Source organism: Gammaproteobacteria bacterium, from assembly GCA_016705365.1.
Lineage (GTDB): Bacteria > Pseudomonadota > Gammaproteobacteria > Pseudomonadales > UBA5518 > UBA5518.
The window spans coordinates 377052-391712 of sequence record JADIYI010000002.1; the positions used below are offsets into that span (position 1 = coordinate 377052).

Sequence of the window (14661 nt, forward strand, 5' to 3'; positions counted from 1 at the left end):
CCGAGAGAATGGCAGACGGCGCCCATCCTCCTGCAAATCGCCCATTGTGTCAGCGCCCGGCGGCACGGAAGAGCAGTTGCTATACTTCATCGCGACCTGCGGCAACGGCCGGACGCGAACCGGTTCTGCCGCATGAATCCACCCATCGTACGAAGCACCGGACTGCGGCAACCACGTTCGGCGCGCACATTGCGGCACGCCGCCGGGGAGATTTCCTGAATCGGTCACTCGAAGGGTATCCGATGGATGATGAAGCTGGAATGTGCGAATAGGGAAACGGCCATGATCGTGCAGATCCTGATCGGTTTTCAGGATGTCGGGGCAGTCGCAAATCGCGCTCGACATGAAGTCGAAGCACTGCTGCAGGCGGGGAACAACGTGACCGTGATTTCGGACGCGCACTCCACTGACCCGCTTGCGCTGCGGTTTCCCGATCGGTTCGGGCTGGTCAACATCTGGCCCCGGGCGCTGCGTGGACTGCGTTACCGGCTGCCAGGCGAACCGTTGTATGCCAAGCTCGCATCCCGGGCGCTGTCCAGGCTCGTCGCGCAACACAACGTAGGACTGGTGGTTTGCCACAAGGCTTCGCTTCTGCGTGCCGCGTGTCGTGTCACTGCCGCTCACGGAATTCCCGCGACATTCGTCATCCATGGCCTCGCGCAGGAGCAATCCACGATGGGCGTCTACCGCGATGATGCGTTGACGCTGCGCTTCTATCGCGCGGCGGAGCGCTGTGTTTTTCGGCAACCCGTGCGATGTGTCCCGGTATCGCGCTATCTGGAACGACTGCTGCTCGCGCAGGACGTCACCCCGAACCGGATCACGGTTGTCCACAATCCAATTGATACCGGGCGCTTTGTGCCCGCGCCGACGGAAGAAAAAAAGATAGACATCCTGTATGTCGGTCGACTCTCCATCGAGAAAGGCCTGCGTACATTGCTCGATGCCCTGCGCTTGCAGACGCGCCCGCTGGAAGTGGTGATAGCAGGCGACGGACCGCTGCGCAAACGGCTGCAGGCAGAGTGCGGATCACGGGTGCGGTTTGCCAGATGGGTCGCGAACGATCGATTGCCGCAACTGATCCGCCAGGCCAGGGTCGTCGTGGTGCCGTCCCTGTTCGAGCCGCAGGGCGTGGTCGTTCTGGAAGCGATGGCCTGTGGAGTTCCCGTTATCGGCTCCGATACCGGTGGCATACCCGAAATGATCGAGGACGGTGCAACCGGCTGGCTGGTACCACCAAACGATCCGGCCGCCCTGGCGCAGGCCATGAATACCGCGTTGAGTGACGAAACCCGGCGCCAGCAAATGGGCGTTGCGGCCAACCGGTCTGCACAGGCATTTGCGCTGGCGGATTTTTCCTCCCGCGTCGTGCAACTGTATGCCGCTTCGACACCGTTCGCTGCCAGCTAACGTCCGCGCGCGATTTACACGCTGTCGCCGTGGCAGTGGCGCGCGCCAGCAAGGTTGAGATGCTATTCTTTCCAGCCGAGGCGAATGACGATCGAACGGCTATTACCGTGCCAGCCGGATTTTACCCGCGTGGGCTTGGGTAACGGGAATCGCGCCACGAATTGAGCGTTGCGGCTGGGCCGCCACTCGGCACGACAACCTGCATGGAGATCCGGGGATTGCGCTCGACCACAATGGCTGCACTGCGTCACCTCATCGCCATCGCATTTGTGCTGACCAGCGGACTGCTTGTACTCGGCATTTCAATCGACAGATTGTCGAAGCGGGAGGCGGCTCTGCTGCTGCTCCTGGCGGCCGGATACGGGTTGTTCATCGCGCTGGATCGCGCGCGTCGGATCTTTTTCGCACCCGCAACGCCGCCAGGTGCCGCGATATGCATTGCGCTGGCTGTTTACGCGATGCTTTCCTTGCCGTTCTTTTTCATCGCTGAATCCAGTGCCGCTCCTTCGTTGCTGACAAGCGGCATTGCTGCCACGCTCTACATGCTGCTGCTCGATGTCCTGGCCAGGAGATGGCGCACAACCTGCCTCGCCATCGGCGCATTATCCCTTCTTGCATTGATCGCCCTGGGAGACAGCAGGGATCTCCTGACAATCGGCAACGAGGGCAAGACCGCCCAGCTCGCCAAATCACGCAATCTGTCAACGGCGCTTTACAAGGTGAAGCTGACCCGGTTCAGCAATATCGTGCAGGCACCCCGATTTGCCGCTCCTGGAGGCATCGACAACGAAGTCCGCCGTGGTGGAGCACTCACAGCGATCGGCGACCGTTACCTGCTGGCGACCGGTGACGGCAGAATTTTTGTTTTTGACTGGACGAGTTCCATGGAACGCCTGGACATGACCAGGCTCGACCTCAGGGTCCCGGTCAATACCGAGGAATTCATTGCAGCGATCGGCGACTCCGTCGACAGGTCCACGTTTCGTGTTGCCGATGTCCTGGCGCAGCAGGTGGGCAACAAGACGCGCCTCTTCGCCTCCTACCACGTATGGAACAGCGCGGACAAATGTTCAACCATGCGCGTGTCCTATGTCGAGGGCCGTACGGAGACGTTCAGCCAACCAGCAACGACTTTCGAATGGAAGGATGTTTTCGAGACCACGCCCTGTCTGCCACTCAAGGACCGCGTTTCCCCGTTTGGCGGCATCCAGAACGGCGGGCGGATGGCACTCATCGACGACAACACATTGCTGCTCACGTTTGGTGATCATCAGTTCGATGGCTACTACGCCGAACCCGCCCTGCCGCTGAAAATGGACAACTCGTACGGCAAGACCATAAAGATATCCATCGACAGCGGCAAGAGCGAGATCTTCTCATCGGGTCATCGCAATCCGGAGGGCCTCTTCGTCGATTCGGGGGGCACGATCTGGTCGACGGAGCACGGCCCCAATGGCGGGGATGAATTGAACATCATCGTGGCCAATGGCGACTATGGCTGGCCGAGCGTTACATATGGCAGGGCCTACGACAGGACCGACTGGCCACCGAGCAGGACACCCGGTCGCCACGACGGTTACATTCTTCCGGTTTTTTCGTGGGTTCCGTCCATCGGCGTTTCGAATCTGGTGCGCAGCAACGGTCGCGCATTCGCGCTTTGGCAGGATGATCTGCTGGTGAGCTCGCTGGCAAACAACAGCATCTGGCGCCTGCGTTATGCCGAACAGCGAGTGGTTTATTTTGAAACCATTCCGGTCGGATGCCGGATACGCGATATTTTGCAGACCCGGGACGGCGCCTTGCTGCTTTGGTGTGATCAGTCACGGGCCATTGTCGCGCTGACACCCACCGATCCGGCCAGCGAAGGCGAGCGATTGATCGCCCGGTGCGAGGGTTGCCATTACCTGGGTGACGACCCGACGCAGCGCGGTGTCGCCCCCGCTCTGCGTGGCATCGGCAAGCGCAAGATTGCCTCACTGCCCGGCTTCCAATACTCTGCCGCACTCGGCAGGCTGCGCGATCAACGCTGGACAGCATCGCAACTGGATGCGTTCCTGCGCTCGCCGCGTGAATTCGCACCGGGCACGGCCATGGACGCCCTGGGGATCCAGGACGAAAAAGAGCGTGCTGCGCTGGTCGGGTACCTGATGGACCTATGAGAACCTGCATGCCAGCTGGGCAAATTTCGCATGGCGCGGGCGGGTGTTTCTGGATGATATCCAAGGTTTCCGCTCAGGCAGCGATATCGATTCAACCATTTCCGGAAATATCGAACTCATGAAACACAGCCATCGCGGCGCCTTCCCTCGTCTGCTGGCGTTGTGTTTGATGCGCGCCCTGTTCGGCATCTCGATGGCCAGCGCGGCACCGGGAGGCGATGACGGACTGGTCGCACGATGGCAATTCGGGGAAGGCTCGGGCAACGCGGTGGCAGATTCGTCCGGCAACCATAACGACGGGGTGATCGTCGGCGCCGATCCGCAGCACTCGCCGTGGGGCTCGGGTGAATTTGCCGGGTCCGTATCCCTCAGCGGCGGCAGGGATCAGCACATCAGGATCCCCGCATCGCCCTCCCTTGACGGCAGCGGACTGAAAAAGCACATTACGGTCATTGCGCATATCTATCCACGATCGCTGTGGGCGCCCAAGCGGGCCTGGGCATTCTGGGAATCCGCGCCCGCAAAATCCGGGTATATTGCGATCGTTCAACGCCAGTGGCGAGAAACGATCCATCCCGACCTGTTCTATCTCGGTTTTGGTCCCAAGAAGAATGTCCTCAACTACAAATGGCACGTTGGCGTGACGGACGATGATGATGCGAGCCTGTATCGTCTGCCGCAGGAACAGCAAGCGCCGCCCGTGGAGCAATGGACATGCCTGGCCGGCACCTATGACGGGGATACCGGCATCATGGCGTTGTATGTCAACGGCGAGCTCCTCGGCACCCGCGAAACGAGCCCGGGCGAGATTCGTCTGGATCCTGAAAGCATGAGTCGTCCCCTGATTATCGGGGCCGAGCTGAACGGATCCGACATCAATGACAGCGTGGGCGAGTTCGACGGATATATCGACGAGGTTCGTATCTATGACCGCACTCTTGCGGCCAAAGAAATCAAGACGCTGGCCGAAGAGGCCCATCGGCGCGAGTTACAATGATCGTGGCCCACGGTGCAGGAACAAGGAAAATTCGCGCGCCCCTGACAAATCAGCAGTCGCCTTGGCGGCGCAGTTCAGCGGCAAACCCGGACGTCAGTCGAGCAGATCCGCAACCGTGAAACATTCTCTGGCGAAGGGACTGGTAGCGGGCGCATATGATCGGCCGCTGCTCGCTGACATTGATCAATCAACCGCAAAAGCGCGGCTGAATCGGGCGAAGTCAGATTACATGCTCTATAAATATGGCTGAAACTCCAGCGCAGAGCACATAAGCCGGATCGGCAGGGAGAGCAAACGCAATGATCAGGACCAAACGTGCCAAACTCAAAGCCTGCGAGCGCGAGATGCGCGAAGCGCAGAGCTACGAGGCCTGGAGCGAAGCTGCGCGCACCCATGACGACCTGAGCGGCATGACGCGCTGGAAGCAGATGGACCAGACCCATATGTACGATCACGTGGCAATCCGTGCCCGGCTCGATCGCCTGCGCGCGCACCGCGCCCGGCATGACTACCATGGCCTTTTGTTCTCGCTCAACGAGGGCATTCACGGCAATATTGGCGGAATGGGCAAGGCCTCGCTGCATGCGCGAGCGCGCTTCGGAACCAAGCAGCTGGTGCAGGACTATACCTACGAGATATGCGATGCATTGGAGTTGATCGCGAACGTCGACGAAGCAGTGATACCGTTTTCCGAAAAGCTCGACTTCTTCAAACGCGCCAGCCACTGTTATGGACGCACCGCGTTGATGTTGAGCGGCGGCGGTGCGCTCGGTCATTTCCATGCCGGCGTGGTCCAGTCACTGGTCGAACACGACATCCTCCCCAGCATCATATCGGGGTCGAGTGCGGGTTCGATAAATGCTGCGGTCATAGGTTGCAGCACTCCCGCGGAACTGCAGCGCCTGTTCGAGCCCACGCACTTTGCCAGGGAGGCGGCGGAGGAAGCTCGCTTCCTGGACAATATCCTTGGTCACCGCACGGCACAGATAGACGTGCATGAGCTCGAGGAACTCGTGGCGCGACTGGTGCCCGACCTCACCTTTGCCGAGGCCTATGCCCGCACCGGCGTGAGCATCAATATCTCGATAGCGCCGGCCGAACTGCAACAGGCATCGCGGCTGCTGAATGCAATAACTTCGCCGAATGTTTTTGTCCGCAAGGCAGTCATGGCCTCGTGCGCAGTGCCGGGAGTGTTCCCCGCGGTCTCGCTGGCCGCGAAGAACGTGCACGGAGACAGCCAACCGTATCTGCCTTCGCTGAAATGGATCGATGGTTCGGTGAGTGACGACCTGCCGGCCAAGCGCCTCGGACGCCTGTACGGTGTGAACCACTACGTCGCGAGCCAGATCAACCCGGTGGTGCTGCCGTTCATCAGGGATCCCGGTGCTTCCGACGGGCTCGGGAGTGCCGCCATGGGGCTCGTGCGCAGCCTCGCCAGGGAAAGCATCCGCTCGGCGCAGAAATCTGCGCAGCGCTACTCGCGGCAACTACCGCGATTCAACATGTTGTTGAGCATGGCGACTTCCATCGCGGTCCAGACCTATACGGCAGACATCAATATTTTCCCGGGATTCCGCTATTTCGATCCGACCAAGCTCCTGTCGCATCTGAGCGAGAGCGAGGTCATCGAACTGATGATGGAAGGCAAACGCTCGACCTGGCCAAAAATCGAAACGATCCGCGTCTGCACCAGGATCAGTCGAACCCTCGATCGCATCCGCCGCGATTTCAAGCAACAGGAACATGCGCGTCTCAACGGCCAGGCCGCGCCGCGCCACGGCAGCGCGAAACGTCGCAAAGCCGCGTAGCATTCGCTCCCGCTCGTTTGCCGGTGCGCCCTTTTTCCCTGCAATCAGGCCGCTTCAGTCCTTGAAATCGGGTCTGCGCTGTTCCTTGCGCGCCGTTATCGCTTCCTCGAAGTTGCGTGTGGTCATGCGTACGAACAGTTGCGCATGACCTTCGTGATTCATGTGCGTGTGCATGCTGCCGGCTTCGAGCCCCGCCCACAGCATCTGTTTGGTGAGTTCCACGCCGAGTTGACTGAGGCCAATGATGCGATCGGCCATCGTGTAGCAGTGGTCCAGCAGTTGCCCGCGGGGGCAGCGAGCCGCGATCATCCCGATGCGCTCGGCCTCCTCCGCGCCCAGATCGCGCCCCGTCAGCATCAACTCGAAAGCGCGCGCGGATCCGATCGCACGCGGCAGCGTGAAGCTGAGACCCAGCTCCGCCGCAGTCAATCCATTGTTGATCCCGGCCGCACGAAAATACGCATGGTCGGCAGCCACGCGGATATCGGTGGCCATGGCCAGGCAGAAGCCGCCTCCGATAGCCGGCCCGTTGACCGCAGCGATCACCGGCTGGTGCATCTCGCGTATCGTCATGATCACATTGTCGAGCACCCGCATGGCGCGGCGTGCGATGCCGGGCATGGTCAGTCCGTCGAAAATCGGCAGATACCCCGGATCGACAAGGTCCGCCCCCGAGCAGAAGCCCTCGCCCGCGCCGGTCAGCACCACGACCCGCACGCCATTGTCGAAACTGATTTCCTCGAGCGCATCACGCAGCGGCACCATCACATCGAAGGCCATTGCGTTCATCCGCTCGGGACGGTTCAGCGTTACCAGCGCGATCTGCGATCGCGGCCGCTCGACAGTGATGAAAGACATCAGTGCAACCTCGGTTGGCGAAAACCCAAGAATACACGTGGCCGCGGATAGTCACAGCTTAAATCACTGTCATGCCCGGCGCAGGCTGCAGGCATGTATTACAGGTTGCCGTGGGCGGTGAAAAATCCCTTCAGAAACGAGACAGGCCCCTGCGGTTCGCACACCGGATACGATGAAATCCGGGCTAACTCGAGTGTTTATGGATATTGCTGCGCAGTTCAACCAGTATTTTATGGAGCAAGGTCACCATCTTGGGGCCTATATACTGTGCATAACGTTGCTGGATATTCTCCCCGATTATCGTACCAATCTTAATAAGATCTATGCCTTTATCGGTAAACTTTATGATTTTCGCTCTGCGATCGTAGGGGGCGGGAGTGCGTTCTACATAACCCAGGGCTTCAACTTCATCGATAATCTGCCCCATGGTCTGCTTGCTGACACCTGCTCGTTCAGCCAGATCAGTCATCCTGGCACCCTCCAGACCCAGATGAAGAAGTAACGATTGATGGGATGCCTGAAGCTTGCCGTGTCCGACCTTTGCGTATGCATCAAGCGCGCTTTTCTGGTAATCACGGGCTACTTCTATCAATGCCTGACCTATATTGTTCGATTTATAGAAATCGAGGTCTTCCTGGGTCAATTTCCCTCTTCGCGCCATTATTCTTCTATTCCTCCGGTTTGCCGCTGATTATACCCATGATAATCGGTTTACTGGATCAAGCAGCTCTGAATTTGGATTCCACACGACCTCTCCCGATGTGAACTTCCGCATTAGCGCTGAATTTGTGTCCAGATCATCGATCACCAGCGGGCTATCCGCCGCCATTGCCTTGGCCTTGCCTGATCAGGAGGGTATTTCCCAGATCGGGGTCTTGGCCCACCCTTCCTCGAAGGGCGAAAAGTACTTGAAATCCACTTTGAGCGAGGAAATTTTCCATTTGCCGTCAATACGTTTGTACCGATCATGATACAGCCCCATCATCCAGATGGCCTGATTGTGGGGTTGAAGCGTTGTATGGGCAGTTACATACCAGCAAGCCGACGCGGAATCACCGTCAACCTCAATGATGGGATTGTGTATCATGTGTGCGCTGAAGGATGAAGCGTTGGCTACCAGTCCACGAAAGAAGCCGTTGATAATATCCTCCCTGCCATTGAAAGCCCCGAAAAAACCATAATCACAAATGGCGTCTTCAGTCCAAAGGGTTTCAAGTTCATCCCAGTCCTTCGAATCGACAAGGTGACAATAGCGTGCCTTGAGCTGCTTGAGGTCATTGACATCATTGAGTTTCTGGATCGTTGCCTGCAACACGTCTGTTTTCATGGCAATACTCTATTTACATTTTGGATCATTTTGTGTCTTTCTTGCTGATCTGAAACTCATGATCAGGCGCTCCCGGCGGCTTCTCCGCCAGGGGGATTGGGGGCGCGGATACTTGCTGGGCATGGATCGTAATGGTCGCGCGCTCGTCTCCTGGTGCATCAAAGGGATACACGTCTACATTCATGTAATGGCGAGCGACGGAATTCACGAAATTGCGATCAGGGTCATCTGTCAACTCGGCGACACCCCGGATCTCGATATAAATATTCGGATTGTTTCGATGGGGTATGGAGATGGATACACGGGGATCCTTCAATAGATTCCTGTATTTCATTCGTGTCTTGACAGTGCTCACTCGAACGTATTCTCCGTCCCAAATAAGACTAACGGGGTTTACGGATATCAATCCATCGGCGCGAATGGTAGCCATATGCCCGATAGGCAGATCCGTCAAAATGTACTGGTGGGATTCGGGTATGGGTTTGGTTTTAGGAAAATCCATCACTATCTCCTGAATGGAAAATTTCTCGAACAATCAGTTGTTGCAACCGCTGGTTCCCGGGCTCGGTTCAAGCTGGGCCGCGCGACTTTTGTAACAGTTTTTCTCCGATGACTTTCTCCTCGCGCAGTTTTTCCATTTCGTTGGGCGTGAGTCCAAGCAATCCTGCCAGTACATCTTCATTGTCCTGCCCCAGCGTCGGGGCGGGTCTTCGCTGCTCGCATATTGCATTGGAATAACGGATTGGAAATTGGGGATAAAGATGTTCGCCGGTGAATTGGCGTTCCAGTTTTTTGTGCATTCTCCTGTCTTGGAGATGGGGATCATCAAGCAGCTCCAGTCCATTGAGAACCATGCCGGAAGCAATGCCGAGAGACTGGAGCAACTCCATTACCACGCGATTTTCCTGTCCACGAGTCCACTCTGTAACAGCTTTATCCAGGTCGTATTCATTCTGTTTCCGTGCCAGCGAGGTCGCGAATCGCTCATCGTCTACCCATTCCGCCCTGCCCATCGCCACAGCCAGCGCCGACCACTGCTGGTCGGACTCGACTGAAATGCTCACCCACTCTTCCTCACCCTTGCAGCGGTAAATGTTGTGGGGTGCAAAGACGGGATGCCGGTTTCCCGTCCGCGGCTGAATTTTCCCGGTAAGTTGATAGTCGATGATATTGGGACCCATCAGAAAGGCAAGTGTCTCAACCTGGGACATATCGATGTACTGGCCGCGCCCGGTTCGCTCCCGCTCCTCGAGTGCGAGGAGGATGGCGTATACCGCCATGATGCCGGATATCACATCCGAGGCCGCGGATATATGAGTCGGCGGGCTGTCTTCATAACCGCTGACAGCCGAGGCGCCGCCAATCTGGTCGAAAACATAGCCAAAACCTACATATTCCCGCCAGGGGCCAGTCTGTCCGAAGCAGGTCATGGAGACCATGATGAGTCCAGGATTGATCTCCTTGAGCTGCTCATAGCCAAGACCCAGGCTATCCATGACACGGGCCGAAAAATTATCGATTACCACATCGCTTTTTCTCAGCAATCCAAGAAACAGTTCTCTGCCCTTGGTCGAATTCAGGTCAAGGGTTATTCCTCGCTTGTTGGTGTTGCAGCCGTTGAAATAGGCGCCCATTTCGTAAAAGTCCGGGTCCCGGGGGTTCAGTGTATTGAAAGCGCGAAAACCGTCCAGTCTCTGGATGGCTTCAACCTTCACCACGTCAGCGCCCATGCCGCCGAGAAGGGTTGTTCCGGAAGGGCCTGAACGATAGTGTGTAAGGTCAGCAACCCGGACATCCTTGAGTAATTCCTTTTTCATCATATGTTCCTTCGGTTTCTCCTAAATGACACCGGCATTCCGAAGTTCACGCAGATCTTCTTGCTGCAATCCGATACTCCCCAGAACGTCTTCGTTGTCCTGTCCCGCATCCGGAGCACCCTGCCAGTCAGTTTTCCAGGAAATGGATTTAAAAGGGTTGCGCGGCTGGGAAAACTCGCCCAATCCTGGCTGGGTTACCTTACGGAAAAAGTCGCGTGCGATGAATTGATCGGAACAAAGCATCTCTTTTGGTGTGTAGGGAATGCCGGCGGGTACCCGCAATTCCTGGGCGGCATGAAAGACCTCGTTACTGGTCTTGTCCTTTGCCCACTCGGCGGCAATGCCGAGGAGCTCGGGCAAAATAGAGCGCTTCCTTTGTATGTCGTAGAGCAAGGTCGGATCTTCCGCCAGATGGAAAGCGCCAATCAGTGCGCACAGGTTTTCCCACTCCAACGCCGACAGATGGTTGAGTGCCACCCAGCCGTCTTTGGCCTTGACATAAAAGGATTGCATCGAAGCGGTAAAACTTCTCACCGGCACCGGACAGTTGTACTGCGCCAGCACTTGCGGGTAAGCAAGCATATTGAGGCAGGCTTCCTGTGCGGACACATCAACATGCTGTCCTCTGCCGTCTTCCCGCCGCCCTCTGATCGCCGCGAGGATCCCGATTGCACCGTAAGTGCCAGCCATGTAATACATAACCGGAAAACCGGGTTGCAGCGGCTCCCGATCCTGTTCGCCAAAGCTGAATGACCAGCCGCCCAGCGCAGAAATCGCCAGGTGGTCACCCTGGTACTGCCGATAGGGTCCTGTTTGACCATACTGGGTAATGGAGGCCAGAATAATTCCCGGATTAACTGCCGTCAGATCGCTATAGCCCAGCCCCAGTTGCTCCATTGTCCCGGGTTTGAAGGATTCGACGACTACGTCCGATTTCGCTACCAGCTTTTTGAATATCTCCTGACCTGAGCTGCAGCTAATATCCAGCGAGAGACCTTGCTTGTTCTGGTTGAGAAAAACGTAGAGGGGACTGGTTTGGTGATCACCACCTTGCCCTGTTACGACCCCTTCCTGTCGCGTCGGATCGCCTCCCGCCGGGTCTTCGATCTTGATGGTATGCGCTCCGCCGTCCGCAAGTAACCTCGCGCAAAAGGGTCCGGATATCCCGGTGCTGATATCCAGGATCCGCAGTCCTTCCAAACCAGCCATTGTTTTCTCCTGATAATCGTATAGCCAAGCTTGCACAAAAAATCGGGTTTCGGGGCGGCAGTGATCCAGGTGTAGGGACAAGTCTCCTCACCCTGCTGTACCGGAAATGATCGAGCACAGGCTGATGGGTTTCATCGGGGACTTGCAGTCCAAGCGGATTTTTCAGGACTCGATGGGAAAATTGACACGCCGACTCTGGCACTTGTCAGGGTGAGTATCATTGAATAACGCGGAACAACAGCATGCTAAAGCTGTCGTTCACATCCTCGAAATCAACTTCAACCGGCAGGCCATCACACAAGCGATCTATCTCGCAGTCGATGGCACCAACCACGCGAAACCCTTCCTTCATTTCCACCAGGACAACCGGAAAAGGCGCCTTGTCAAAAAAATAGGGGTGCATGGGCCTGTTCACTACAACCCAGCTGTAGACCTTGCCGCTACCGTCGCTCTTGCGCCAACCGCGGTCCAGTGAGCGGCACTCGGGGCACATGGGGCCGGGCGGGTGCAGCAGATGCCCGCAGCTTGCACACTCCTGTACCAGCAGTTCGTGTCGACGGAGCCCGGCCCACCATGCCTCGGTATCGGCGTTGAGTTTGGGAACAGGGCGCGGCATTTTCCGGATTTCCTGTGACATATCCTGTTACCTGGAGAGAATCGCTGCGCTGGTGGGAGCCCCCACGCAGCTGGTGACCAGGGAGAATTCCACGTCCTTGACCTGGGCCGTCGATGTGCCACGCACCTGGCGTACCGCTTCGAGAATCAGGTTCCAGCCGTGGATATAGCCTTCGGAGAGCAGGCCCCCGGCGGTATTCATGGGCAGGTCGCCATCAACTCCGATCCGACCTTCACCGACAAACTCGCCGGCTTCGCCCTTCTCGCAAAAACCCATATCTTCCAGAGCGGTGAGCACGGCGGGGGTGAAGTGGTCGTAGATCTGGGCCACGTCGATGTCCCGGGGCGTCAGCCCACTTTTCTTCCAAAGAATTTTCGCGGTAGCAACCATTTCCGATGCGGTGGTCAGCGATTCACGGTAGTAATTCGACTGGTACCAAATGGGGTAGCCCATGGCCTGTGCCGTCGCGTGAATATAGGCAGGTATGGAACCCAGCGTTCTGGCTCTTTCGGCAGAGGTCACAATATAAGCCACTGCGCCGTCCGTCTCCAGGCAGTAATCCAGACGGCAGAGTGGGTCGGCTAACATCGGTGCGCGGAGATAATCCTCCAGCGTCATTTCTTTCTCGTGGAATATGGCCCTGGGATTGCGATTGGCGTGTTTACGGAAGGTCAGGGGGATGTTTGCCCACTGCTCACGCGTTTCACCGAACTCGATCATGCGGCGGCGGGCGTGCATGGCAACCCACTCGCCGGGAACGATCAGGCCGTAGGGCGCGTGCAGACCGTAGACCCCGTCGAAGGTTGCGGGAATCTCCGGCGAGCCATAGCGATGTCCGGAACGCTCATTCATGGAACGGTAGGCAAGAACACACTTGCACTCACCGGATGCCACCATCATCGCAGCCTGGGCAATGGTGCCACAGGGTGAGCCTCCGCCGTGAGGGATAGTAGCGTAGGCGCGAATATTGCGAAGCCCCATCGCATTGACCACATCGATATGGTTGGTGGGCTCGTAATCCGAGTTGATGATGCCGTCGATATCATCCGGGCTCAGCCCTGCGTCTCCCAGTGCTTCCAGAATGGCTTCCACCGCCAGCCGTTGCTCACTGCGGCCCGAGTTGGTGGAAAACTCCGTGGCCCCAATGCCAACGATGGCGGCTTTGCGCCTTGGTTGATCAGTCATGTTTTTTTCCCGTGATTCTCAGGCATCCACCCGGTAACGGAATACCGTCCGGCTATCCTTGTAGCACAGGTCGCCATCCTGATTGCGGAAGAAATTTTCAACAGTTATATGATGGCCTTTACCAATACTGAAGGACTTGGGGACGATATTGATCAGCTTTTCGTTGATAAACATTCTGTCCCCCGGATAGAACGGCTGGTAGCACTCGATCTCGTAGTCAGTGGCCAGCAGCCGATTACCGGGCAGCGGTGTCCGGCAGTGGAAGGTGATCTGCCCCTCGTGGGTACCCATCCAGTCGGGTCGCCACACCTGGTGTTCCTTGCACAGTACGATCACACCCCAGGGAGCGATTCGCCCACCCCACCGGGTCTGCTTGCCAAACTCGTCACTCCAGTAGAGGGGATTGGGATCCTCGATACCCTCGACAAAGTGCTCGATAGCTCTTGTCTCTACGGGATAAGCCTCTTCCGCTGTATCGGACTCACGACCGATCCAGCCCATGCCTTCCTCTTGGGTACCGATGACGTAAACCAGACCGGATGGATCAGTCTCAATCTTTCGCTCGGCCATCTTCCCTCCTGATGAATTTCGTTGAATATCGGTCAACAGATTCGTTTAGCCTGTACTTTGAAGTACAACAATGGCGCTACCGACAGTAATTTTTTCGTGTACATTGCCTTCGCCGTCTTCCTTGTCAAACCAGACATCCAGGTCAGCCAGGTGCTCGCCATTTTCAACCCGCTTGCCGGTGATGATGCCTCTGACAGTAATGGTCTCGTAACGGACGATCGGCATCCCCATCCGGTACTTGATCTTGCGGGGGATGCAGTTGGGTCCGGCCCAGGAGCAGACCAGGCGCTGGATCAGGGCGTGTTGCCAGGTAGCGTTCATGAAGATGTCCGGCAGACCCTGTTTGCGGGCATACTCCACATCGTGGTGGCCGGGGTACCAGTCATGGTGTGACGACGCGATAAAGACGAAATGAGTATGGCTGAGCGGGCCAATACTGATCGACGGAATATTCTCGCCCACCTCCACATCTTCGTAGTGGGTATCCTTTACTTCTGGTAGTGACATGACAACTGTCTCCTGAATGTTCAAACCCGACATGATCGGTTGATTCTGCTACTGGCTGATGGGCGGCAATTCACTCCGACTTCGATTGCACCGATAGCTTTATCGCGCGTTGGAGCGAGCGCTTCACGGAGGATCGGTTGGCGGGCCTGCTCCCACGGCATGTCGGACGTGAGTGTTACAAGCTGAGCTGACCTCAAG

At 57.3% G+C, this 14661-nt stretch carries 14 protein-coding genes; 4 read left to right on the forward strand and 10 right to left on the reverse strand.

Annotated features, from left to right (window positions below):
- Nucleotides 1–282: 282 nt before the first annotated feature.
- From IPF49_01885 to IPF49_01900, 4 genes are all read left to right on the forward strand, one after another.
- Nucleotides 283–1410: a glycosyltransferase family 4 protein gene (locus IPF49_01885; protein MBK6286396.1), complete on the forward strand. Its 1128-nt coding sequence runs from the start codon at nucleotides 283–285 to the stop codon at nucleotides 1408–1410.
- Between the two features lie 218 nt (nucleotides 1411–1628).
- Entirely contained in the window at nucleotides 1629–3569 is a 1941-nt protein-coding gene (locus tag IPF49_01890; GenBank protein MBK6286397.1) for a PQQ-dependent sugar dehydrogenase, read from the forward strand.
- 43 nt (nucleotides 3570–3612) lie between these two features.
- A complete protein-coding gene (locus tag IPF49_01895; protein ID MBK6286398.1) occupies nucleotides 3613–4566 on the forward strand; it encodes a LamG domain-containing protein in 954 nt (317 codons plus the stop codon).
- Nucleotides 4567–4865: 299 nt separating this feature from the next.
- Nucleotides 4866–6374 (forward strand): DUF3336 domain-containing protein, encoded by a 1509-nt coding sequence (locus IPF49_01900; GenBank protein MBK6286399.1) that lies wholly within the window; start codon nucleotides 4866–4868, stop codon nucleotides 6372–6374.
- 54 nt (nucleotides 6375–6428) lie between these two features.
- Here the strand turns inward: IPF49_01900 and IPF49_01905 are convergent, their stop codons facing one another.
- From IPF49_01905 to IPF49_01950, 10 genes are all read right to left on the reverse strand, one after another.
- Nucleotides 6429–7232 (reverse strand): enoyl-CoA hydratase, encoded by an 804-nt coding sequence (locus IPF49_01905; protein ID MBK6286400.1) that lies wholly within the window; start codon nucleotides 7230–7232, stop codon nucleotides 6429–6431.
- A 184-nt stretch (nucleotides 7233–7416) separates the two neighbouring features.
- Entirely contained in the window at nucleotides 7417–7893 is a 477-nt protein-coding gene (locus IPF49_01910; GenBank protein ID MBK6286401.1) for a MarR family transcriptional regulator, read from the reverse strand.
- A 186-nt stretch (nucleotides 7894–8079) separates the two neighbouring features.
- Nucleotides 8080–8559 (reverse strand): nuclear transport factor 2 family protein, encoded by a 480-nt coding sequence (locus tag IPF49_01915; protein MBK6286402.1) that lies wholly within the window; start codon nucleotides 8557–8559, stop codon nucleotides 8080–8082.
- Nucleotides 8560–8584: 25 nt separating this feature from the next.
- Entirely contained in the window at nucleotides 8585–9061 is a 477-nt protein-coding gene (locus tag IPF49_01920) for a PPOX class F420-dependent oxidoreductase (protein MBK6286403.1), read from the reverse strand.
- A 67-nt stretch (nucleotides 9062–9128) separates the two neighbouring features.
- The gene (locus tag IPF49_01925) at nucleotides 9129–10379 is read right to left on the reverse strand and encodes a CoA transferase (GenBank protein MBK6286404.1); all 1251 of its coding nucleotides are present in this window, start codon (nucleotides 10377–10379) and stop codon (nucleotides 9129–9131) included.
- 18 nt (nucleotides 10380–10397) lie between these two features.
- Complete coding sequence (locus IPF49_01930; GenBank protein ID MBK6286405.1) at nucleotides 10398–11585, reverse strand: CoA transferase; 1188 nt, start codon at nucleotides 11583–11585, stop codon at nucleotides 10398–10400.
- A gap of 217 nt (nucleotides 11586–11802) precedes the next feature.
- Entirely contained in the window at nucleotides 11803–12222 is a 420-nt protein-coding gene (locus IPF49_01935) for an OB-fold domain-containing protein (GenBank protein ID MBK6286406.1), read from the reverse strand.
- 6 nt (nucleotides 12223–12228) lie between these two features.
- A complete protein-coding gene (locus IPF49_01940) occupies nucleotides 12229–13386 on the reverse strand; it encodes a lipid-transfer protein (protein ID MBK6286407.1) in 1158 nt (385 codons plus the stop codon).
- An 18-nt stretch (nucleotides 13387–13404) separates the two neighbouring features.
- On the reverse strand, nucleotides 13405–13956 hold the full coding sequence (locus tag IPF49_01945) for a MaoC family dehydratase N-terminal domain-containing protein (GenBank protein ID MBK6286408.1): 552 nt from the start codon (nucleotides 13954–13956) through the stop codon (nucleotides 13405–13407).
- 45 nt (nucleotides 13957–14001) lie between these two features.
- A complete protein-coding gene (locus IPF49_01950; protein MBK6286409.1) occupies nucleotides 14002–14463 on the reverse strand; it encodes a hypothetical protein in 462 nt (153 codons plus the stop codon).
- Nucleotides 14464–14661: the final 198 nt, after the last annotated feature.

What these genes read in the sequence shown, in the direction of transcription:
- IPF49_01945 (MBK6286408.1), bottom strand. Translation starts at nt 13,956, where the DNA reads ATGGCCGAGCGAAAGATTGAGACTGATCCATCCGGTCTGGTTTACGTC.
- IPF49_01940 (MBK6286407.1), bottom strand. Translation starts at nt 13,386, where the DNA reads ATGACTGATCAACCAAGGCGCAAAGCCGCCATCGTTGGCATTGGGGCC.
- IPF49_01900 (MBK6286399.1), top strand. Translation starts at nt 4,866, where the DNA reads ATGATCAGGACCAAACGTGCCAAACTCAAAGCCTGCGAGCGCGAGATG.
- IPF49_01935 (MBK6286406.1), bottom strand. Translation starts at nt 12,222, where the DNA reads ATGTCACAGGAAATCCGGAAAATGCCGCGCCCTGTTCCCAAACTCAAC.
- IPF49_01910 (MBK6286401.1), bottom strand. Translation starts at nt 7,893, where the DNA reads ATGGCGCGAAGAGGGAAATTGACCCAGGAAGACCTCGATTTCTATAAA.
- IPF49_01885 (MBK6286396.1), top strand. Translation starts at nt 283, where the DNA reads ATGATCGTGCAGATCCTGATCGGTTTTCAGGATGTCGGGGCAGTCGCA.
- IPF49_01925 (MBK6286404.1), bottom strand. Translation starts at nt 10,379, where the DNA reads ATGATGAAAAAGGAATTACTCAAGGATGTCCGGGTTGCTGACCTTACA.
- IPF49_01950 (MBK6286409.1), bottom strand. Translation starts at nt 14,463, where the DNA reads ATGTCACTACCAGAAGTAAAGGATACCCACTACGAAGATGTGGAGGTG.
- IPF49_01905 (MBK6286400.1), bottom strand. Translation starts at nt 7,232, where the DNA reads ATGTCTTTCATCACTGTCGAGCGGCCGCGATCGCAGATCGCGCTGGTA.
- IPF49_01915 (MBK6286402.1), bottom strand. Translation starts at nt 8,559, where the DNA reads ATGAAAACAGACGTGTTGCAGGCAACGATCCAGAAACTCAATGATGTC.
- IPF49_01930 (MBK6286405.1), bottom strand. Translation starts at nt 11,585, where the DNA reads ATGGCTGGTTTGGAAGGACTGCGGATCCTGGATATCAGCACCGGGATA.
- IPF49_01920 (MBK6286403.1), bottom strand. Translation starts at nt 9,061, where the DNA reads ATGGATTTTCCTAAAACCAAACCCATACCCGAATCCCACCAGTACATT.